Consider the following 21,780-nt stretch of genomic DNA (forward strand, 5'->3'; position numbering starts at 1 on the left):
GGCAAGGGGGGTTTGGGGGGATCGGTTTGATCGCTAGCAACTTGAGTTAATTATTTTCACTTGATTTACATCTAGGTAGTTAAACAGGTAAAAATAGCTCTGACAAGGGGATTTCAATCTCTGGGAAAGCGAGTGGTGCAATAACGGCATTATCTGGAAGAATCATTTCAGATTGATAGCCTTCTGGTGTAGGATTTCCCAAGATATAAGCAAGGCGTTCAGCTACATCTAAAACCCAGTAGTCGGCAATATTTGCTCTAGCATAAATGAGCGCTTTTTCTTCAAGGTCGATTTGTAAATTACTGTAGGAAACTTCAACTAAGAGAAAGATTTCGCTAGCATTGGAGTGATGCTCGCCATAAGCACCCCCATCGATACGAACTACAGCAATATCTGGTTCTGGTTCCGAGGTGGCTAAAGTAATTGGCAACTGCATACGCACGTGGGTTTGTGCTGTAAGTAGTTCTTTGATATAGTCAGATACTCGCTGGGTTTTACCGGCATGGGGTGGAGTTTGATCGCTCATTTGGACAATTCGAACGTTCAGCAATTCAACTTTATCATCTTCATTCAAAATGCCCGCATCAATCATCCGATGATATTCTTCTACTGTCCAAATTTTATCTCTTGTCGCTGTCATACAATTAACTCCTTCTTTTAAGAATATAGCTAGGGCGGGGCGGGTTTAAACATGCCAGAAACCCGGTTTCTTGGCGCGGATTGATTGGTAAAACCCGCCCCTATAATAATCAATAATTAAGGTTTGGGAACCAAAACCGTTAAACCTCCAGGAATGCATTCAATATCTATCGGCGTTGTGCCGATAATTTCCCCATCTAATACTACTTTTTGCGGCGGATTTGTTGTTACTTTCATCCGCTTAGCGCAAAGATGGACAAGATTTTGATGTTCGATGCCGGTTTTAATTAAAGCTGCTCCCAACATTCTCAGCATTCCTGTAATTGCTTGCAGCTTGGTTTCTGCTGCGGCAATTGTTACATCTAAAAGTCCATCATCGGAAATAACTTGCCCTCCACCTTGTGCTAAAATTGAGGTGATGGGTGCGGTATTGGCAATCGTAATTGCCCCTGCTTGCAACTGATGGACTTCCCCTTCAATATCAATTTCAGTTTCAAATAATTCTTGAGTATCTAATTGCTGCCATCCTGCCATTAAATAAGCTAACGCACCCCACTGATCTTTTAACTCGCGACTCGCTTTTTCTACTGTTTCGGCTTCGTAGCCAATTCCTGCTAGTAAAATCATCGGCATTCCGTTGCAACGTGCGGCATCCACAACGCGAGTGTATCCGCCTAAAATGACTTGACAGGCGCTTCTAATCGGTGCGATCGCCCCTGAAATTCCCAACGCCACTGAAAATGCATTCGCCGTCCCTCTGGGGATAATTCCTAAAGGTATTCCCGTCCCTATTAATGCACCTGCAACTGCTGAAACAGTCCCATCGCCGCCAGAGGCGATAATAATATCGGCTTTCGCTGCGATCGCATCTTTCACCAACTGCACCGGATCTGTATCTTTTGTCGTTAAATGAACGTGCAAGTGCATCTGCGGGTAAAGCAGTTGTTGAATTAAAGAAAGGTCTTGTTCTGCATTTCCCTGTCCCGATACGGGATTAAATATTAAATGAGCAACTTGAGTTTTTTCTAAACTAGCAACTATTGCCTCTGCCGTCGCTAAATTAGTAGCAAGCGGCACGTTGTGGACGTTGCAAATACGTAAAAGCGCCTGAATATCCGGTTCGTGGGGTTGGGCATATAAAGCATCTACCAGAAAAATTACCGCGACAACTTTACCTGTGGCAACTTCTGCCGCAATTTGCGCGTCTCCTCCCATTGGACCGGATAACATTTGCTCGACTGGTAATCTGGTAGCATTTTGAATCCGCTGTCCCGTCGTACTCGTGGCAATTAATTTGTAACGACCCAGGACAAGTGCGTGTTGCTTTGCGAAGTTGACGATATCATCTTTCTTGCGATCGTGGGCAATGAGTGCGATCGTTGCAGGCATAGTGAGTTGGAAGTATGTTGCTGTTTGTCATCATATCCAAAGCCGGTCAATTCCACCCCATCGCCACACCCAGACTCGCGAGGCAAATGCTTGGGTAATGGTATCCTTGTCAGTGCCCCAGGGAAACTCAGCTGCTACGGGTAGGTGTACTGCTTTGTAATATTTATATACATACATTGAATATTTGGGATTAACCGACTAAAATTTAATTTAAATTATACCATAACTCAAGTTGCTAGTTATCTCTCTTGGAGCGGCTAATGGCTAATGGCTAATGGCGAGATTGGTAAAAATCCTATATTAGCAATTAGCAATTAGCCATTAGCAACGCCAAAGTTTATAACTAGCAACTTGAGTTACCATAATAACTTCAGTAAATTATGAAAACAGCTCTGAGAAAAATTCTCCGTAACTTTGGAATAGATATAGTTAGATACTCCCCCGTCCCCGCTGAAGGACACATATCTATAGATTCTCACCGGAAAAATTCAAGTTTTCTCAAGCTACTGCATCTTTATGAAATCGATTTAGTTTTAGATGTAGGGGCTAACAACGGACAATTTGCCAGTAAACTCTTTAAGATCGGCTATGTCGGCAAAATAGTATCTTTTGAACCGTTATCTTCTGCCTACGAGAAACTCCTAGAAGCAAGTCGATTGCATCCAAACTGGGAAATAGCACCCCGATGTGCAATTGGAGATAAAAATACCGAAATTGAAATTAATATTTCCAACAATTCCGAAAGCAGCTCGCTATTGCCAATATTATCAGCTCACGTTGACGCCGCACCCAGCTCGGTCTATATCGGCTCTGAAAAGGTCAAAATGTTAAAATTATCTGAGGCAGCCGATAGTTATATGAAAAAATCTCAAGCAACTTTCCTTAAAATAGATGTACAAGGCTTTGAAGATAAAGTTTTAGAAGGAGCTGCCGAAATCCTAACCAATATTAAGGGTATGCAATTAGAATTGTCTTTTATTCCCCTTTATGAAGGCGGAATATTGTTTGAAGAAATGTGTAACAAGCTGAAAAAAATGGGATTTGAAATCTACTATATCTCTCCCGGATTTTCCGATCCTCGAACGGGCAGGATGTTACAAGCTGATCGAATATTTTTTAGGAATAAATTATAATTGACGGCCAACAAATGCGATCGCATTTGCTGGCCGCAATTAAATTAACTAAAAAATCGGGAACAAAAGAAGCAATTGATGAAATTTGCTCTGGTCAATGAAGATTACTATATAACTCAAGTTGCTAGTTATAAGCTTTGGCGGTGGTAATTGGTAATTGGTAATTGGTAATTGGATTAAAAGATAGTGGAATCCTGACAATTACCGATTACCCATTACCCATTACCAGCCACCTTGGATGTAACTAGCAACTTACGTTATATAGTAAAATATTTGGAGATCAAAGCGGCATTCTTTGCCGCTTTGATTACATCAGGGCGGGCGCGCTTTCAACAGTTTAGTCGAAGACAAGGTCGGAGATTAGTCTCGCCCTACTTCAACGAAGCTTTCTATCGCGCTACTTATTCAGAGCTAAATGCAGTTTGCCTTAAAATAACAGTCTGATGACAGTCGATATTTTAATTCTTTCCAATGCCCCTGGAGAAGTAACCACCTGGGTGCGTCCCGTTGTACAATCCTTGCGGCAACAGTTGGGGGAAGAGCGGGATAAAGTACGCATTTCGGTGGTATTATCTCCTTGTCCGAATGCGACTGGCAAAGAAGATGCGATCGCTCTTTCCTACCCACAAGTAGACCGCGTTCAAGCAGCAGAACATTTTTTCCCATTTCTACTATCCGGCAAAACAGCAGAAAATTGGGACTGGCGCCACAAGGGAGTTGTTCTCTTCCTCGGCGGCGACCAATTTTATACCGTCATCATCGGCAAGCGTTTAGGATATCGTACCGTCGTTTATGCCGAATGGGACGCCCGCTGGCACAATTGGATCGACCGCTTCGGCGTCATGAAACCAGAAATTGCTGCCAAAGCATCGCCAAAATATGCCAATAAATTTACAGTCGTCGGCGACTTAATGGCAGAAGCGCAAGAAGGGGGGGAGATAGAGAACGACTGTAAATCCGACTTTGAATTAATTGGACTGCTACCCGGATCGAAACCAGCAAAATTAGCCCAGGGTGTACCTCTGTGTTTAGCGATCGCACAACGCATCCACTCTGTGCGTCCTCAAACTCGTTTTGTGATTCCCGTTGCGCCTACTTTAGACCTTAAAACTTTAGCTCGTTTTGCCCTGACAAATCAAAATCCTTTAATTCAACAATTTAGATGGGGAAGTGCTCAATTAGTTATCCCTTCTAACTCAGACTCTCCATTCCTCAAAACTCCCTCTGGTTTGCGCGTGGAATTGTTTACCCAGTTTCCCGCTTACGATTTATTATCTCAATGTCGCCTTTGCCTTACTACAGTTGGCGCCAATACCGCCGAGTTGGGTTCCTTAGCAGTCCCGATGATAGTTCTATTACCAACTCAGCAATTAGATGCGATGCGTTCTTGGGATGGTTTGCCTGGTTTATTGGCTAATTTGCCCGGACTTGGTTCGGTTTTTGCTAAAGCTATTAACTCGTTATTATTGCGACAAGGGCGGTTATTTGCATGGCCTAATAAATGGGCAAATTCAGAAATTGTCCCCGAATTAGTCGGAAATCTCCAACCTGAAGATGTGGCAGATTTAGTTATCGATTATTTAGACCATCCCCATAAGTTGGAACAAATGCGCGACCGCTTGCTTAGCGTCCGAGGTCAACCAGGCGCAGCACAAAAACTTGCTCAGATAGTTGGGGAGGAACTGTATATTTGTTAGCCCGGGTAGGCAGCGCTTAAATTTTTTTTAGTAGAGTACGAGTGCTGAACAATTTATTTTAAAATACAATAAAGCTCAGAGATCTGCTCCCTGAATAATATGCAACAAAATCCACTCAGTAAACCCGTGATTACCGCCCCTATAATGACTCCTTTTGCTGCTGCAAAAAATCGTTTTTGTTTCAAGTAAATTAACCAAGGAATTACGTATAAAAGTTGCCATAATAAAAGGCTGCAAAATCCATAAATTATGGCATAAATATCCGCCCACTCATATCCCGTCAACTGCAACAACATCCCAATTAAAAACACTGGTATAAATCCGATAAAATGCATAGTAATTAACAGCCTTATACCAGACCACATATCACTATATTTTCTATCTTGTCCCATAACTCTTCTCCAGTATTTGCATTTTTTCCCTCTCTCTTTATATCAGGTTAATTAAGAGCAAAAATGTGATGCATTGGGCTAGACTTTCTGATTTTTATATGATACAATCGATTCGATGAGGAAGAACTATCTTAAAATATTAATTTGGCACAGATTTCCATTATGATAATAATACCCTAAAAACTGCTTTGGCGCCATCGTATTTTTCTTTTAACTCAACTTGCTAGTTACATCCAAGGGCGCTGGTAATAGGTAATCGCGTTACTAGGCTCTGGGGTGTCAGGGTAATTGTCAAGAATAGACTCAGCCATCCATCCCATTCCCCATTCCCCATTCCCCATTTGAATCACTAGCAACTTGCGTTATTTATCCCTGATTATGTGATGCATTGGGCTAGACTTTCTGATTTTTATATGATACAATTGATTCGATGAGGAAGAACTATCTTAAAATATTAATTTGGCACAGATTTCCATTATGATAATAATACCCTAAAAACTGCTTTGGCGCCATCGTATTTTTCTTTTAACTCAACTTGCTAGTTACATCCAAGGGCGCTGGTAATAGGTAATCGCGTTACTAGGCTCTGGGGTGTCAGGGTAATTGTCAAGAATAGACTCAGCCATCCATCCCATTCCCCATTCCCCATTCCCCATTTGAATCACTAGCAACTTGCGTTATTTATCCCTGATTATGTGATGCATTGGGCTAGACTTTCTGATTTTTATATGATACAATCGATTCGATGAGGAAGAACTATCTTAAAATATTAATTTGGCACAGATTTCCATTATGATAATAATACCCCAAAGCAGGCAATCGCGCAATCCTACCACACCCACTTCTTTATCTAAAATCTAAAATTTTCTACACTTGCCCATCGCGGCGTCCCAACTCGTAGATGCCGCAAGCGACGCAAGCTAACAGACCCATACTGATGCCCCAACTGTCACCTAAACCTAGTTCGACGCCCCAGTTGCACAAAGCGCCGGCGATTAAAAAAGGAACGATGCTGAATAAAGAGGCAAAAAAGGCGTTTTGAGATTCTCTGCCTTTCTTAGTGCGGTCAAATTCTGCTTGGGAGGTGTAGAGCGATCGCTCGGCAAAATTAAACCAACGATTCAGTTGCTGGGTAACCCACTCACCCACGGGGGAAAAGCCGAGATACAACGCCAGCGACCACAAAAGCGCGCCGGCAATCGCCGTGGTATCGAGTGTAATTTTAAACGGAAACGGAAACAGATCGCTGATCTCCATTTTAGATGCTCGGAAAACAAAATATTATAAAAATCTTAACAGACTTCATTGCACATATAACCATGCAAATAAATCTGCTACAGATAACTCCCAATCTCCCAAAACACTCAAAACGGGTAACTTTTCTGGCGCATATTTCACTTCAGGTAGGCGAGCGGGTTGAAAAAGCAACACCGATTCATCCTGCGGATCGATAAACCAACGCAACTTTGCTCGCTGATTGATGCAAAAGATAATCTTTCTAATAACGGGATTTGGACTTGGTTTAGGCGAGATAATCTCAATCGTCCAATCCGGACAAATTTCAAACTTACGATCAATTCTCCCATTGGCTTGACGGGGAATTCGTTGCCACTCAAATACCGCAATATCTGGCACGATAGAACGACCCCCAAACCTGGAGCGTAATTCGGTAAACGCCAAAGCTGACTTACTCGCTTCACCAACCTGATTAATCGCGGCCAATCAACGAGTTTGGATTATACTATGTTCACCTTGAGGCATAGGTTTTTGGTAAATTACTCCATCGATATACTCGCTGGCAGGTTTAGTTTCTGGCGATTTGAGAAAATTTTATAAAGAAATTTTTTCTGGCGATCCAATTGCCGACACCATAGACTTAAATCCTTGAATATCAATAACAGGACTGACGCAAGGGCGTTCCTATCACCAAAGTTTCTGCGTAAATCTCTAGCTGCAAAGCGACGATTTTTCATAGAAACTTTGGTGTTTGCGTCAGGACTGAATAAATAAAGTAAAACCTGGATTTTAACTCTAAACCTCATTTTCAACGAGAATTTAGAGTCAATCTCCAGGGCGTAAACATGCTTCAGCAAAGGGCAAAATAGATTAGAGTTGATCCATTTGGCGACGCAATTCTTCCAAATCCTTATCAACCTGTGTTGATGTTTTATTTGGTGTATTGGATGGCGGGGCAGAAGATTGACTAGCAGAAGGAAGAGCAGCTTGATTGGGGGCAGAACCCGCCAGCAAATTCGCTTTCATCGCCATCAATTCATCATCCACATCGCTACCAGATTCGAGCAGGGCAAATTGGCTTTCCAGATCGTTCCCAGCTAACTCGCCAGCTGCTTGGGCGCGAGCTTCCATTTGCAAAACCTTTTCTTCCATGCGCTCAAAGGCAGCCATCGCCGTACCTGTACCCATGCGACCGACGGTATTTTGCAGCTGCTCTTGCGCCTTTGCGGCAGCCACGCGGGCTTTGAGCATATCTTTCTTAGTCTTCGCCTCAGAAATTTTACTTTCCAGGGCGATGAGATTGCGCTTAAGCTGGTCTACCTGAGTGGTTTGAAGATCCAGGGTTTGTTTGAGCGCACCCGCCGTGTCAGAGTGGGTTTTTTTCCTTAGCAGCGCTTCCCTAGCCAGATTTTCATCGCCCTTTTGCAGAGCCAGTTGAGCGCGGCTTTGCCAGTTATTTACTTCGGATTGGGCTTGGTTGTACTGTTGTTGGGTACGTTTTTGAGTGGCGATCGCCTGAGCAACAGCTTGACGCAGCTGCACCAGGTCTTCCTGCATGTCAATAATAGACTGTTCCAGAATCTTTTCCGGGTCTTCAGCCTTGCTAACCACGTCGTTCAGGTTGGCTCGGACTACTCGGCTAATGCGGTCAAACAATCCCATAACTTTTTCCTTTTGGGGCGTATTATCAAAGCGACAAAGCAGCTATTTAAACCATAGCCAATAATTTTAGGGTTTTTGCGGATCGGTGTTGCGCGCACTGGGTAACTGGGCAGGGTTGTTCCCTGCAACGATCTTAGCCTTCATGGCTTCGAGTTCGGTATCGATATCGCCGCCTGCTTCGAGGGCGGCAAATTTCTGTTCCAGTTCGTTGCTACCTAATTCTGCTATAGCACCGGCGCGAGCTTCGATTTGCAGGATTTTTTCTTCCATCCGATCGAAAGCACCCAACGCGCCGCTAGGATTGTAACGACTCGTCATTTGGTGGAGTTTTTCAGTAGCCGCCGCACTGCGAGCGCGGGCAATATACATATCTTTTTTAGTCTTAGCCTCAGCTAGTTTACTTTCTAGCGTCCGCATGTTCTGCTTCAGGTTAGCGACGATAGTATTTTGCTGCTCTAACTGGGTAGCGAAGGCTTTAGCAGTTTCTTGATAAGTTTTGCGCCTCGAGAGAGCTTCCCGCGCCAGGTTTTCATCGCCCTTAGAGAGAGCCAGTTGGGCGCGGCGATACCATTCATCTGCGGAAGACTGAGCTTGTGAGAGTTGTCGTTCGGTACGTTTGAGAGTAGCGATCGCACTTGCAGCCGCCTGACGCAGTTGGATCAGGTCATCCTGCATTTCCAGCACAGTTTGTTCCAGAATCTTTTCCGGATCTTCCGCCTGACCGACTAAATGGTTGATATTAGCGCGGATCGCGCGCCCAATGCGATCGAGAAGTCCCATAGTGGCGTTCCCCTTACTGAGTCCGCAGCCCCATTGCCATACCAATTAGTTTCATGGTATCGCGCTATCGCACCCTTGAAGATAGGAAAGATCGGGAAGATAAAGAAGGTAGCGTCGATATTACTTCTTCATCTCTCACATTTCCCTTGTCTCGATCAGAATTAGGGGCGTCGATAAAGCTGAGCCGATACCCCTTGTTTTTGCAGCTGTTGCACCTTAGCTCTAGCCTCGCTAGCCGTTGGGAAGGAAGCCAATTGGATGCGAGTGCCGTCGGGTAAGCGACGAACAAAAGCATTTGCTGCCACTTTACGCGCTTGAGTTAGGGAGCGCGAGCCATTATAATCCATCACGACTAAGTAGCGATTTTCTCCAGCTCTTGCGGGTTTAGCCCCAGTTTGCCGAGTTGCGGGAGTGGGTGCGCTTGTGGGTAGGGGTAAGCTTCCCGACTCAACTGGCTGTGGTAAAAGACTGCGGGACAAATCCAAAGGAACGTTACCGGGTACCGCACTCGGTATGGTAGCTGGGGTATTGACGGGAATCTGAGGACGGGGTGCCGGTGTTGGGATGGCAGCGACTCTAGGTTCTACCGTACTGAGCGATCGCAAAGTCAATTCGCCAAATTCCTCAGCAGCTAAGTTGGGCGAAGTGGGAATCCCTCTAACTACAGATGCATTCCCACCAGCAGCGGCAGTTTTTGGCGTATTTTCAGCGACCTTGGGCTTTTGGGGTTCAAACAATCGGTTGAGGTGGCTGACGCTAGCTGGATTCATCACCACATAGCCCAAAGTTGCACTTGCCAGCAATAACAATAGCATCGAGCCAATACCCAAGGGGCTGAGCAGTCCATCAGACTCGCGTTCTGGTTGTTCGGGGGTGAAAGGGTTTTCTGGTTCTGCTGTCAGATTTTTGAGCAGCGCTTCCGATGATTGGAGATAATCATCTGGCTGGATCAAGGTAGCACCCGGTGCTGCTGCTTGAGTGTAGTTCGTTGCCACCGCTGCGCTGACATTCGTCTCCACATCAGAAGCGATAGCTGCTGCTGGGATATTTCGTTGCTCGTTTAGATCTTCCACCCCACCCGGAGTCGGATTGTTGCTAGCCGCAGATGCTTTATTTTCAGCCCCAAGATTTCTGCCCCCCGTTGCTTTCACCGAGATCAGATCCAAAGATTTATCGACCTTGGGACGGCTTGACCCATTGGTATAGAGCATCTTTTTGCCGGGGCGCTGACGGCGGAAGCGGGTTAATTCTTCCTCCAGATTTACATCCAAGTTGCCGAGAACCGCTTGTAAAGTCGGGTCTAGCCCTGGAGTTGGGGACGATTGAGGCGAAGATTCAACAGAAGAAAGTTGGCTCATAGCGAATGCTGTCTCCTACCAATTGCTTGTTGCGTCAGATCGGTGCAGGTACTAGGGACAATTATCCACTGGCATTTTAGATTTTAGATTTTAGATTTTACAGGACTTACGCTTGGGCGTTCCTATCACCTTTTTTCATAGAAACCCGGATGGGTGAGCGTCAGTCCTGTTTTAGCTAAATCGCCACAAACCTGCCGCACCGACCAATCAACCGATCGGCTCCCTTTTTATTTTGCTTCTTCCTGTAGTTGACATTCGAGTCTGTTTGTGCCTTTAAACCAGGTTCGGATCGGTTTGGTCTGGTAGTGAAGGCGAGCGCTGGCAGCGTCACCCTTGACTCATGCTGTCTCTTACTTTAGATAGATTCAGCATTGACCCACCTGATCTCTGTCTTCAGCTAGATTTAAGTTTTATATTTAGTGTTTTTTTATATAATCCCGTATCTGCTGCTACGCCCTTGTTTCCTGTTTACCTTGATCCCGGACAAGTTTTAGTTGAAATCAATAGGGTTCTTCCCATAAATTGTATCAGTTTCTTAACACAAAACTGAAGAAATCATAAAGTTTATATTTTATTCGGGATCGCTATAACCCAGTCTGGGTAAGGATTTCTCAGGATTGAGGGGGGTTGAGCCATTTGAGATAAATGAAGATGAGGAGCAACAGTTATTGACCAAAAGTAACTCCCAAAAAGGTAGAGAGCTTTTATGAACCTGCATCCCATCGCTTCAGCTTGTCGGTCTTGCCGGTACTACACGCCGGAAGGAAGACGCGGCGGTAACTGCCAGCAGCTGGGCGTACCCGTTCGAGGCGGCTGGCAAGCGTGTTCCCTGGCGATCCCAGCGTTTGCCCCTTCTGGGGAAAATCTGGAAAAGATGCTGATCTGGCAAAAAGAGGTATTCATGTTACGGGAGGTGCTGCCATTAGAGGATTCATCAGAAACGCCTCTAATGGACGCGCCAGAGCCGAAGAGTGCTTCGATAGAAGAAAAGCAGCAAGAGCCGCTACCAGTGTAGCCGCACTGGCCTAAAATGCGCTCTCGTGAGGGTTTGGTATTGATTAAAAGTGTTTTGACAAACGAAGCTTGAGAGAAATTGATGAATTGCAGAATTTAAATCAAAGATTTATCGCAAACTGGATGATGGGTTGTTAGTAGCGCTAAGAAAACGGCAAAGTTATAGCTTTAGGCAGGCGCTGGCGAAGGTATAGAGCGAAGACAGCGCTACTACAAACCCCTGAAGACTCCCCAAGGCTTAATTTGACGGCAAAAGAAATGCCTGCACCTTACCATCCTTAGATAAAACCAAGATAATCGTGGTATTGCGTCCGCCCTCAATGGGAGAAACAAAAGGTTCTCCGACCAAAGGCATCTCGGTGCGATCCAGATAGATTTCTGCGGTTTGTCCTCGGGGAGTGACGGTTTTAATCGACCCGTCGGGATTGAGCGACAAAGTGTACTCGATATCTTGGGTCAAAGTTGAGGGGGGTTGCCACCGTTGCTGGAAATACCGTCTCACCTCAGCGACTTGGGGGATCGGGTCAAAGACGGCGCTGGTGTTGTCTCTGTCTGTTGCCGGACTTGGGTTAGCCTCTGGCTTAGGAGTTGGACTCGATCTTAATGCAGCGACTGACGGGTCTGGAGTAGTCGCTCTGGGGGTGGGGGTAGGAATTATAGCCGGAGCCGCCGCCATCGGGGTAGGAATGGCAGTGGGAGATGGGAAGTCTGGCGTCGGAATGGCAGTGGGAGATGGGAAGTCTGGCGTCGGAATGGCGGGACGAGGGGGGATTGTTGGCGTGGGAATTGCCCTGGGAGTCTCGAACGCAGGTGTGGGGATCGCCACCGGAGCCCGAACAATTGGTGCTGGAATTGCTCCCGGAACCCTAGCAGGAGAAGCAGTGGCTTTGGGAGTCACATCTGGTCTGGGGAAAAATGTCGGATTGGGAGTCGGTGTGGAACGAACAGCCGTGCGGTCTCTACGAGTCGTCGGGCGTGAGCTGCGCTCTGTAACTCGGTCGGTAGGAGTCGCAACTGGGTCGGGGGGAATCGTCATTGCCGGACTAGGAGAGGGGCGCGATCGGGGTTGAGCCACCCTGCGCGATGCGGCTTTAGGGACGCTGCGCGATGCGCCTTGAGGCAGGCTGCCTTGTCCCTGGGTGGCATCGTTTTGCCGCAGCGGCGGCTGAGTCGGAAGGGGAGTTGGAGGAGTCGTTGGGCTAGGGGCATCAAACTGCAACCCAGGTACCTTGTATGACGAATTGGGCGAGCTTCCAGCAGCGGGCGATCGCGAAGACGGCAACGACGGCGCATTAGGACGCGGTGGTACTGCAGCCCTCAAGGGAGGCGATGGGGTGGCGGGACTAGGCGTCGCCCCAGTCCCCAAGGGCGGCGATGGGGTGGCGAGACTAGGCGTCGCCCCAGTCCCCAAGGGCGGCGATGGGGTGGCGGGATTAGGCGTCACCCCAGTCCCCAAGGGCGGCGATGGGGTGGCGGGATTAGGCGTCACCCCAGTCCCCAAGGGCGGCGATGGGGTGGCGGGATTAGGCGTCACCCCAGTCCCCAAGGGCGGCGATGCATTGGGGCTAGGCGACGCCAGCGCCCCCAAGGTTGGAGTTGGCAAAATTGGCGCAGAAGACGGGGGTGGGGTTGGCACTACCAGCGTCGGACTGGGTGAGGGGATACCGGCAACAATTGGCTGCTCGGTCGGGGTAGGATTTGGGTTAGCCTGGGGTGCATCTGCGGTTTGAATCGACGTATTTCTGTTAAGCAATTGCACGCCCGCTGCGGTTGCTCCCGCTACCAACACAAGCCCCGCCGCAGTTTTTGCCCAAACCGGGGGATTTTTTAGCTTGGTCGCAAAGCCTGTTTTCTTTCCGCGCTTGAGGTTAGGCAATACCACCAAATCTTCTGCATATTGCTCAAAAGCCGTAGCGAGGTCAAATAATTGCAGCGTACTCAGGCGCACCACCGCCCCTGACTCAGGCGTCGCTAGAGAACCGAGATAAAGGTTATGCGCCAGTATTCCATCGGGTTGCAGGTAAATATTACCTGGAAGCCCAGGCAGCGGGGTAGGTGGTAACGCTGCCGGCGCTGCCTCGCCTGAATCAACTGCTGCGGTTTCCTCTGGACTTGTCGCGGGGACAACAGTAGTCTCGTCATTAGTTGTATGCAATACCAAATTTGCTGATGGGGCTTCTGGGTGCAAATCCAAAGCGGTGTCAGTAGGGGCGGGGGATTGACCGACCAAGTCCTGCACGTAAGTTTCCACAGCTTCCCGCAGCGCTTCTAACTGGGTTTTGTCGCCCTTGAGCGTCAGCCGTTTTTCCTCAGGCAATCGCGGATCGTCAAGACTCAGCTGGAACTGTAACTGCTTGATTGCTGGGCGACCAATCCACCGGGATAGGGGCGAGCCAGCAGCGGTAATTTCCAGGGTACAAGTGGGCGGCGTGTAGCGGCGCAAAACTGAGTTGGATGAGGACATAAGACTAGGTAATGGGTAATGGGTAATGGGTAATGGGTAATAGGTAATAGGTAATGGAGAACGGTTAAAGCAATTACCAATTACCAATTAGCGAGTGACAAAATTACTTTTTGCTTTTTCCCAAAAGTGCTAGCCAGAGACGCCGATGACCGCCAGCGCTGCTGTAGAACAGTAAATCGATCATGAGTTTGAGCGCCAGGTGGGCTAGGGCGTCGGAGGATAGGTTTTCTCCTTCTTCCATGCGCTCAACGTACTTGTTGCTAAAGGCGTCGAGGTAATCTCCTAAAAGCGCGGCAAGATGGGGAGCGCGGTTTTGCTCGGTCATCTGTTCCAGCAGGGCAACGGCGCGACGGATCAGTTCTTGATGCTGTTTGGCTAGGTGGCAGATAATTAAAACCAGACTGCGCGCTTCTTCCACGTCCAGCTTTTTCCGCCCTCCCTCACCGCGTAAAGGACTCGACGAGCGCAAACGCCACAGGGTAACCCGGTCTTTGATCGCAGACTCCAGATTCAACTGAGCTGCGGCGCTGAGGATGGCGTCCGAGCCAATTCCCGTTAGTGTTTCTAAGGCAAGCAAAACTAAATCCAGCTGGGCTTTGATGTTGTCCAACTGCACTGGATCTGGTAAGGCAGTTAGGTTGAACTCCTCCCAGTTGATGCTTGGGGTGGGGGACTGAGCTTGTGAGCGCATATCTTCAGAATATAAACAAACGATTGATAGCGATCTTTCCGTTACAGTTTTGGCAACAAGATCGATCAACGGGCATTGGGAAAGGGTAAAGCGGAGAACTGGCGCTGTCCAATTGTAAATTGAGAATTAATGCATCTTTCTAAAGTTAGATTTCAAGGGAGTTGGGCAATCGCTGGCAGTCTCAATCTGCTAGGGTGTGTTTTCGCCTTAGAATCTTAAAATACTGCGAAGCCTTACCTCCTGCTGAGTCAGTTCTACAATACACCCTCGCTGAATAACTATGGCTACCGGCTATCTCGCTCTCGTACTGCACGCCCATCTCCCGTTTGTCCGGCACCCTGAAAGCGACTACGTTCTAGAAGAGGAGTGGCTTTATGAAGCCATTACTGAAACCTATATTCCCTTGCTATTAGTATTTGAAGGTTTAAGGCGGGATGGCATAGACTTCAAAATTACGATGAGCATGACGCCGCCGTTGGTGTCAATGCTGCGCGACCCTTTACTACAAGAGCGTTACGAAAAACACTTAGCCAAACTGAGACAATTGGTTGAGTTAGAAAGTGAGCGCAATCATTTCAACGGTCACCTGCGCTACCTCGCGGAACATTACGCCAAAGAGTTTGACACGACTCGACAAACTTGGGACCGCTACAATGGCGACCTGGTTTCGGCCCTCAAGCAATTCTTAGATACGAATAACCTAGAAATCATCACCTGCGGGGCGACTCACGGCTACCTACCGCTGATGAAAATGTATCCGGAAGCCGTATGGGCGCAAATTCAAGTCGCCTGCGAACATTACGAGCAAAATTTCGGGCGTCCTCCCAAGGGCATTTGGCTGCCGGAATGCGCTTATTATAATGGCCTGGAGCGGATGCTCGCCGATGCTGGCTTGCGCTACATGTTAATTGACGGACATGGGCTGCTTTATGGGCGTCCCCGTCCTCGGTTTGGCACTTATACCCCTGTTTTTACCGAAACCGGCATTGCTGCTTACGGTCGCGACCACGAGTCGGCGCACCAAGTTTGGTCTACTCAACTCGGCTATCCTGGCGATCCGGTCTATCGAGAATTTTATAAAGATTTGGGCTGGGAAGCGGAATACGAATATATTAAGCCCTACATCATGCCGAACGGTCAGCGCAAAAATATCGGCATTAAGTACCACAAGATTACTGGGCGCGGCATCGGCTTGAGCGAGAAACAATTATACGACCCTTACTGGGCAAAGGAAAAAGCAGCAGAACACGCTGGCAATTTTATGTATAATCGGGAACGCCAAATCCAGCATCTTTACACTTCGATGCAGCAACCTCCGATTGTTGTCTCGCCTTACGATGCAGAATTGTTCGGTCACTGGTGGTATGAAGGGCCGATGTTTTTGGATTTTTTAATCCGCAAGTCTTGGCACGATCAAAAAACTTATGCTCTTACCCATTTAGCAGATTATTTGCGATATCATCCGAAGCAACAAGTGTGCCGTCTGGCTCAATCTAGTTGGGGTTATAAAGGCTTCCACGAGTTTTGGCTCAACGAAACCAATTCGTGGATTTATCCCCACTTGCACAAAGGGGCAGAAAGAATGATCGAACTGGCAAAGCGAGAACCAGCAGATGAATTAGAATTTCGGGCGCTCAATCAAGCGGCGCGAGAATTGCTGCTGGCGCAATCTTCTGACTGGGCGTTTATTATGCGGACGGGAACGATGGTACCTTATGCCAAGAAGCGGACGCGATCGCATTTAATGCGCTTTACTAAACTCTACGACGATCTCAATGCTGGCAAAGTTGACAGCGGCTGGCTGCAAAAAGTCGAAGCGATCGATAATATTTTCCCCCAAATTAACTATCGCGTTTATCGACCGCTGTGAAACAAAAAGTAGAGACGTTACATGGGGAGCATGTCAACTTTGTAGCCGACACCCGCGCATGGTGTCGCTACACAAACAAAGCCTGCCTTCGCAGGCTTTAAAAGCTTTAGCCCGCGAAGGATGGCTCTCGTTTGTATAGCCGCACCATGCGCGGGTGTCGGCGTAACGTAAATTTACAAACCTGACATGCTCCCCGTTACATGTAACGTCTCTACTTTGAATCAATACCTATCTAGCCTCGATCTATCCAGTCGAGGCTTTGTTTTTTACGCGATATTCCTAAGCTACCTTGGGGCAAATTTCGATTTTGACAGTCATGCCTATTTGGTTAAGCATTGCGATCAGAGTATCAACCGAGAATTGCCCAATTTTACCTTGAGTTAGAGCTTTGATTTGGTCGTTTGACTGTTTGAGATGTTGAGCCGTTTGTTCGAGCGTCCAACCGCGATGTTTAATCTGATTTTGCAGGGCGAGCATGAGTTGCGATCGGATGAGTAAGTTCTCAGCTTCTGCGGCTGAAAATCCCAGATCGAGAAAGATATTGTCGGCTGCTTGGGTAATCGTATTTTCGCTCATGGTTCGGGTTCTGTTGAATTTAAACGATTTTGTAACAACTGTTGGTAGCGTTTCTGTCCAATTTCGATATTTTTCTTGGCTGTCTTCTGAGTTTTCTTTTGGAAGGCATGGAGAACGTAAATAGCTTCTTCAAATCTAGCAATATAGAATACCCGATAGGCATTTTCTGTCCGAATCCGAATTTCTTCAACACCTTTGCCGACGATCGACATGGGTTTAAAGTCTGATGGTTGTATGCCCTGCTGAAGTGTCCAAAGTGCAAAACCGGCTTCTTTGCGGGCATCGTCAGGAAGAGATTGGATTTCTTCGCGGGCAGCACCAACCCATCGAATCGGTTTGATGGTCATCGGGTTTGTCAAGAATCAAATGGTGCATCAAAATCATCAGCAAGCGGTAAGACAAACGTGCCTTTCATCATCCCGGCTTGACGTTTCTTTTGAGAAGGATTTACGGTAATCTCGTTATTGGCATATTTTGCCGCTAAGAATTCTACATAGTGCAGGACTTCCTGTTTTAGAGAATCTGGCAATTTGACCAGGGTTTCTAAGATTGTGGTTTCTAGCATTAGATCGCCTCTCGATCGCTAAACTGATGATAACAATTGCTAAGGGCGATCGCTTTCAAACTCGCTAGCTTAACCAATGCTAATTTTGATCGCAATTTCCCAAAGACTGGCAATACTCACACAGACTCGATTGGCAGATTCAATCAGCTTCGCCAATTAAGGTAAATGCCGCCCAATTTCTGGGGTTGGGATGTTGTTGCATAGTCGTTAACATCGCTTGGCGCAAGGCAGCAGCTTTGTTGCTACAGTGCAGGAAATTCTGATAAAACTCTCTCATCAAATCTGCTGTGGGAGCATCTGGAACCGACCACAAAGATACGATAACGCTGGGAATTCCGGCAGAAATTAAACAACGAGATAGTCCGATGACGCCATCACCCGTAATGCGTCCCATTCCGGTGTTACAGGCACTGAGGACAACTAATTCGGCGCTCAGGTGCAACTGGAGGATTTCTTCAGCGGTGAGTAATCCGTTATCAGTGTGAGAAGGGGTGAGAGCGATCGCGCTTCCCATGCCATACTGGTCATCGAGTAACCCGTGAGTTGCTAGATGAATTAGTCTGGCGTTGGGCAATTGTTGCACAATTGCGGCTTTAGTTGCTTTGTCGCCTGTTATGGCATTTGTTTGCAATAACCGAGCAATTTCCTGGGCTTCCTTTTCCGCATGGGGGAGAGGAGTTAACTGCTGCGGGGTGTCTCCAGGTACTAAGGAAACTTTGGGCATAGTGGGATTGCCTACAACTAATGAATTCCCTGTTTCCGCATTCAACATCTGCCTTGTGCGTCGTTGTTTGCGGGTTAATTCTAGAACTTGAATTGCCGGGGCGGTGAGAATAGTATGTTTCTCGATTAAGTATTTTCCATTAGCATCTTGCAAGGCGGGAAAGGGAACTAGAAATAGTTCTCTTTGGGGAATGAAGATAACGTGGGCTTCTGGGTCAGTTGGTAATAGGTCAGCGATTGGTTCAATTAACAGTTGATAAAGTTGCTGCAAGCGGGGATTATTGGTGTGGTGAGTCTCTACTTTTGCGGCTACATCAGTTAGGGGGCGTGGAATAGTTAACCCTTCAGGAAAGGTCGATTGGGTGAGAGAAAGAATGCTGGTTTCGGCATCAATTGCTACTACTTTCCAAGGTTCCCAATCAGGGGCGTCGTCGTTCAGCTTGACGAAATCGCCAGGGAGAAAAGCTAGCTGTTTGGTTTGACTGCCATCTCTGACACCGATAAGTTCGCGAGTGTCGGTAACCAGGTCTTTTAGAGAAGCCTTTGAGGAAGTAAGGTCAACAGAGCGAAATACTATTTCGCCAGTTTGCTGGATGACCCAGATAAAGAGTTCTGATATCTGTGAGTCTATGAATGCTCGAATAATCGAATATTCAATGAGGGTAGCATTTTGGGCTTTAGCAATTTGTTGAATTTGCAGGATGGTGGGTTGATCGATATCCATTTGAGTATTTGGGGAAGCGGATAAGCGCCTTGCTAATAACTCTACAAATGCCCGTCCCCGTCCTCGTTCAGCAATCTCCAAAGCTTCATTGAGCTTATTCTGAGCTATAAAGACTTCTTGTAAAATGAAGTAAGCATTCAGCTGGGTTTCAAAAATTGACACTTTATTGGCATCACTTAGCCCTATCCGCAATGATTCTTGAACTTGAATAGAAGTGAGTAACATTCTCTCTGCTGCCGCGAGATCGCCAGATTCAAAGAAAGCAATTCCCAGATTCTCCAAAGCAACATCAGATCGAACACCGATACCTCGAAATGTATTGAGGGACTGCTGATAATAATCAATTGCCCGTTGGTATTGCCCAAGAAAACAGTAAGCATTACCCAGATTGTTCAGCGAGCTAGCTTTCACGTAGTAATCGCCAATTTGCTCTGAAATTAACAGGGACTGTTGATGGTACTTAATCGCCTGGTGGTATTGGCTTAAAGAACACAAAGCATTGCCCAAGTTACTCAGGGATTTAGCTTCCTGTGAAGAATCCCCAATAGCCGTTGCAATAGCTAGGGACTGGCGATAGTATTTAATAGCTTGTTGGTATTGCTCCAGGGAATAGTGGGCATTGCCCAGATTGTTTATGGAGGTGGCTTTCCCAGTGATATCGCCTATTTTTTGTGTAAGATACAGGGACTTCTGATAGTACTCAATCGCCTTCTGATATTGCCCCACGAACCAGCAAAAATTTCCCATATTGTGCAGGGAATTGATTTCCTTTAAGCGATTACTACTCTTGTTTGACACAAGAACCTTACCCATTTTTGCAGTCCTCCCAGCATTACTAAACAATTGGCTTAGAAACTATCTCTCCCAAACGAACCAGCGGATGTTGCAACAAAGCCGCCCAGTCAGCATCCAGCGTCGCAACAGGCATTGTGTCGCGAACTCCTACCAACTCAATCAGCGCCTCATACCACAACCCATGTTCGGCATAAATCAAAGTGCGTTCCTGTAAAGTCGCATTCTCTAATTGACTCAATAACTGACAGCGAAATTCCGCCAATTCGGTAAAACTCTCATACCACAAACCATTTTTTGCCAACAGATGAATGCGCTTTCTTGGCGTTGCATTCTTTAACTGACTTTCCAGCTCAGGTGGCATTGCTACCCGCTCAATCCAACTATCGCGGGCAACTTTATCCCAGAAGAAAAACCAATGATACTTCTTACCAATCTCCAAAGGTGGCGCAGCTTCTGGAAGGCAAAAACTCACAATTCCCGCTGCGCGATTTAGCTCAAAAGTGGTTCGATAAACTGCATTTTGCTGCTCATCCCGCAGCACCAATTCTAGGGGAATGGAAGACGGGGGTGGAGTCGGCACGTAAAGCCAGAATGTCGGATATTCAGCAGCCGTCAAGCCAAAATTAGTTGCAGGAACAATTGCCAAAAAGTCATAAGGCAGGCGGCTACTTGCGTCTCCCCGATTTCCAGGTGCGCCTCGCAGCGGCGGCTCATATTTTAATACTTCTGGTAATAAAGGCGGCAGAGTAAACAGCGGCTGACTGTTATTAGAACAATTTTGAATTAGCGATCGCCACACCAATGATGCTAGTATTTCTAACAATCTCGCCTTCAATTCCTCTGAATCAATCCGCTGTTGCAATCCATCCAGAGAAACAGGTTCTCCAACTGCCGCTAAGTGGTAAATCAGCTCTATTTCTAAATCGGATAAACGCTCAAATTGCTGCTCAAATGCTGTTTGAATTCGACCCAAAAATATCCCGTTTTGCTTGAGAAACTCAGATGCCCTGCCATTAAACAAATCTAGAATTGTAGTTGCCACCGTTCTTAATGCTTCCGGATGAGCGCCGTAGCGTTCGATTAGCATCTCCCATTCTGCTTGTTCAACTAATCCTTTTTGTCTCAAAATTTCCTGAGCGGCGGCTGCGTCTAAACCTGTCAGGTTTAAACAGCGAACGGGTCTTGTTTGTCCTTCCCCCGAAACAATTTCTCTGGGTTTTTCCCAACTGGTTAATACTAAGCAACTGTGATGGGATGATTCTCCTATCTGTTGGAATAACCGACCATAATCTTGATATCCCTCTCGATATTCTCTGCCTGCTAGCTGATTAGTACCTAGAAGCGTCTCTACGCCATCTAGTATTAATAGAGTGTGATGCGATCGCAAGCACTCCATCAGCCGCGATATGCCACTAGCAACCGTTATCTCTGTTTCTTTCTTACCAGGGAAAATCTGAATCAGATCGGCTAAGAGTTGTGTCAGCGGTGGGGAATGATTGAGATTTCGCCAGATAACATAATCAAACTGATTCTGAATTTGGTGCGCTAACTTTGCAGCCAAAAAAGTTTTGCCAATTCCGCTCAAACCTAGTAGCGCCACCAGTCGGCAATTTTCTTGTAAAATCCATTGTTCTAAGGTCGCCAGTTCATTTTTACGCCCGTAGAAAACCGAGATATCTAGCACGCCGTCCCAATTTATACAAGGGTCACCTTCGATGACAGCGATCGCTTCCCAGTCTAAATCCAATGCTGCACTAATTTCGATAAAGTTCAGACGGTCAATTGCTTTGCCATTTAAAAAGCCGTGGACAGTGGATAGACCCAGTCCTAGATTATCAGCCAAATCTTGCTGGCTATGAAACCGACGCTTTTGAGCTTGCTTGACTGTGGGGATGCACCCGGTTGCGACCCTGATTCCCCGACGAGACATAGATTTTCTTGGTATAAATTTTCTTACATTATACTGGCTTTATTTTCAGCCAACGGCAAGTCAGGTATAACTCAAGCATAAGTCAAGCAATTTTAGAGATTTTTGCAGTGAGATTTATGGGAGCGATCGCGTTTAATGGGTT

The 21,780-nt window shown here is 46.8% G+C and carries 19 protein-coding genes and 1 pseudogene; 4 read left to right on the plus strand and 16 right to left on the minus strand.

The features are described 5' to 3' along the window. Positions 1–79 precede the first annotated feature (79 nt). The 3 genes from MiSe_RS08810 to MiSe_RS08820 form a co-directional block, all read right to left on the minus strand. Positions 80–640 carry a Uma2 family endonuclease gene (locus tag MiSe_RS08810; RefSeq protein WP_226577606.1) on the minus strand — a complete coding sequence of 187 codons (561 nt, stop codon included), beginning with the start codon at positions 638–640 and terminating at the stop codon, positions 80–82. Positions 641–756: 116 nt separating this feature from the next. After that, positions 757–2,028, minus strand: a complete 1,272-nt coding sequence (mgsA, locus tag MiSe_RS08815; RefSeq protein ID WP_226577609.1) for a methylglyoxal synthase — start codon at positions 2,026–2,028, stop codon at positions 757–759. Positions 2,029–2,058: 30 nt separating this feature from the next. Beyond that, positions 2,059–2,205 carry a hypothetical protein gene (locus tag MiSe_RS08820; protein WP_226577612.1) on the minus strand — a complete coding sequence of 49 codons (147 nt, stop codon included), beginning with the start codon at positions 2,203–2,205 and terminating at the stop codon, positions 2,059–2,061. Between the two features lie 203 nt (positions 2,206–2,408). On the opposite strand from MiSe_RS08820, the gene MiSe_RS08825 reads away from it, so the two are divergent. Then, on the plus strand, positions 2,409–3,161 hold the full coding sequence (locus MiSe_RS08825) for an FkbM family methyltransferase (RefSeq protein WP_226577615.1): 753 nt from the start codon (positions 2,409–2,411) through the stop codon (positions 3,159–3,161). Positions 3,162–3,604: 443 nt separating this feature from the next. Then, positions 3,605–4,858 carry a glycosyltransferase family protein gene (locus MiSe_RS08830; protein ID WP_226577618.1) on the plus strand — a complete coding sequence of 418 codons (1,254 nt, stop codon included), beginning with the start codon at positions 3,605–3,607 and terminating at the stop codon, positions 4,856–4,858. A gap of 53 nt (positions 4,859–4,911) precedes the next feature. Here the strand turns inward: MiSe_RS08830 and MiSe_RS08835 are convergent, their stop codons facing one another. The 6 genes and pseudogenes from MiSe_RS08835 to MiSe_RS08860 all read right to left on the minus strand — a co-directional run bounded on the left by MiSe_RS08835 (position 4,912) and on the right by MiSe_RS08860 (position 10,286). Beyond that, positions 4,912–5,250: a hypothetical protein gene (locus tag MiSe_RS08835; RefSeq protein WP_226577621.1), complete on the minus strand. Its 339-nt coding sequence runs from the start codon at positions 5,248–5,250 to the stop codon at positions 4,912–4,914. An 867-nt stretch (positions 5,251–6,117) separates the two neighbouring features. Further along, positions 6,118–6,507: a hypothetical protein gene (locus MiSe_RS08840; RefSeq protein ID WP_226577624.1), complete on the minus strand. Its 390-nt coding sequence runs from the start codon at positions 6,505–6,507 to the stop codon at positions 6,118–6,120. A gap of 45 nt (positions 6,508–6,552) precedes the next feature. Further along, a pseudogene (locus tag MiSe_RS08845) lies at positions 6,553–7,077 on the minus strand (Uma2 family endonuclease); the annotation flags it as partial. A gap of 279 nt (positions 7,078–7,356) precedes the next feature. After that, a complete protein-coding gene (locus MiSe_RS08850) occupies positions 7,357–8,148 on the minus strand; it encodes a PspA/IM30 family protein (RefSeq protein ID WP_226577627.1) in 792 nt (263 codons plus the stop codon). A gap of 66 nt (positions 8,149–8,214) precedes the next feature. Continuing rightward, positions 8,215–8,928 (minus strand): PspA/IM30 family protein, encoded by a 714-nt coding sequence (locus tag MiSe_RS08855; protein WP_226577630.1) that lies wholly within the window; start codon positions 8,926–8,928, stop codon positions 8,215–8,217. Positions 8,929–9,089: 161 nt separating this feature from the next. Then, a complete protein-coding gene (locus MiSe_RS08860) occupies positions 9,090–10,286 on the minus strand; it encodes a hypothetical protein (protein WP_226577632.1) in 1,197 nt (398 codons plus the stop codon). 706 nt (positions 10,287–10,992) lie between these two features. Between MiSe_RS08860 and MiSe_RS08865 the strand changes: the two genes are divergently transcribed. Beyond that, positions 10,993–11,301, plus strand: a complete 309-nt coding sequence (locus MiSe_RS08865) for a hypothetical protein (RefSeq protein ID WP_226577636.1) — start codon at positions 10,993–10,995, stop codon at positions 11,299–11,301. 237 nt (positions 11,302–11,538) lie between these two features. On the opposite strand, the gene MiSe_RS08870 is transcribed toward MiSe_RS08865, so the two are convergent. Continuing rightward, positions 11,539–13,764 carry a DUF4335 domain-containing protein gene (locus MiSe_RS08870; protein WP_226577640.1) on the minus strand — a complete coding sequence of 742 codons (2,226 nt, stop codon included), beginning with the start codon at positions 13,762–13,764 and terminating at the stop codon, positions 11,539–11,541. 103 nt (positions 13,765–13,867) lie between these two features. After that, positions 13,868–14,455 (minus strand): DUF3038 domain-containing protein, encoded by a 588-nt coding sequence (locus MiSe_RS08875; RefSeq protein ID WP_226577643.1) that lies wholly within the window; start codon positions 14,453–14,455, stop codon positions 13,868–13,870. A gap of 280 nt (positions 14,456–14,735) precedes the next feature. Here MiSe_RS08875 and MiSe_RS08880 point away from each other — a divergent pair, with 280 nt between their 5' ends. Next, a complete protein-coding gene (locus tag MiSe_RS08880; protein WP_226577645.1) occupies positions 14,736–16,325 on the plus strand; it encodes a glycoside hydrolase family 57 protein in 1,590 nt (529 codons plus the stop codon). 279 nt (positions 16,326–16,604) lie between these two features. Here the strand turns inward: MiSe_RS08880 and MiSe_RS08885 are convergent, their stop codons facing one another. The 5 genes from MiSe_RS08885 to MiSe_RS08905 form a co-directional block, all read right to left on the minus strand. Then, complete coding sequence (locus MiSe_RS08885; protein WP_226577648.1) at positions 16,605–16,901, minus strand: helix-turn-helix domain-containing protein; 297 nt, start codon at positions 16,899–16,901, stop codon at positions 16,605–16,607. Then, positions 16,898–17,248: a type II toxin-antitoxin system RelE/ParE family toxin gene (locus tag MiSe_RS08890; RefSeq protein WP_226577652.1), complete on the minus strand. Its 351-nt coding sequence runs from the start codon at positions 17,246–17,248 to the stop codon at positions 16,898–16,900. The genes MiSe_RS08885 and MiSe_RS08890 overlap by 4 nt, the downstream gene beginning before the upstream one ends. A gap of 8 nt (positions 17,249–17,256) precedes the next feature. Beyond that, the gene (vapB, locus tag MiSe_RS08895; protein ID WP_226577653.1) at positions 17,257–17,466 is read right to left on the minus strand and encodes a type II toxin-antitoxin system VapB family antitoxin; all 210 of its coding nucleotides are present in this window, start codon (positions 17,464–17,466) and stop codon (positions 17,257–17,259) included. A gap of 139 nt (positions 17,467–17,605) precedes the next feature. Then, positions 17,606–19,726 (minus strand): CHAT domain-containing protein, encoded by a 2,121-nt coding sequence (locus MiSe_RS08900; protein ID WP_226577656.1) that lies wholly within the window; start codon positions 19,724–19,726, stop codon positions 17,606–17,608. 22 nt (positions 19,727–19,748) lie between these two features. Beyond that, complete coding sequence (locus MiSe_RS08905) at positions 19,749–21,638, minus strand: DUF928 domain-containing protein (protein WP_226577659.1); 1,890 nt, start codon at positions 21,636–21,638, stop codon at positions 19,749–19,751. Positions 21,639–21,780: the final 142 nt, after the last annotated feature.

The organism is Microseira wollei NIES-4236, from assembly GCF_020521235.1.
In the GTDB taxonomy this organism is placed as follows: Bacteria; Cyanobacteriota; Cyanobacteriia; order Cyanobacteriales; family Aerosakkonemataceae; genus Microseira; species Microseira wollei.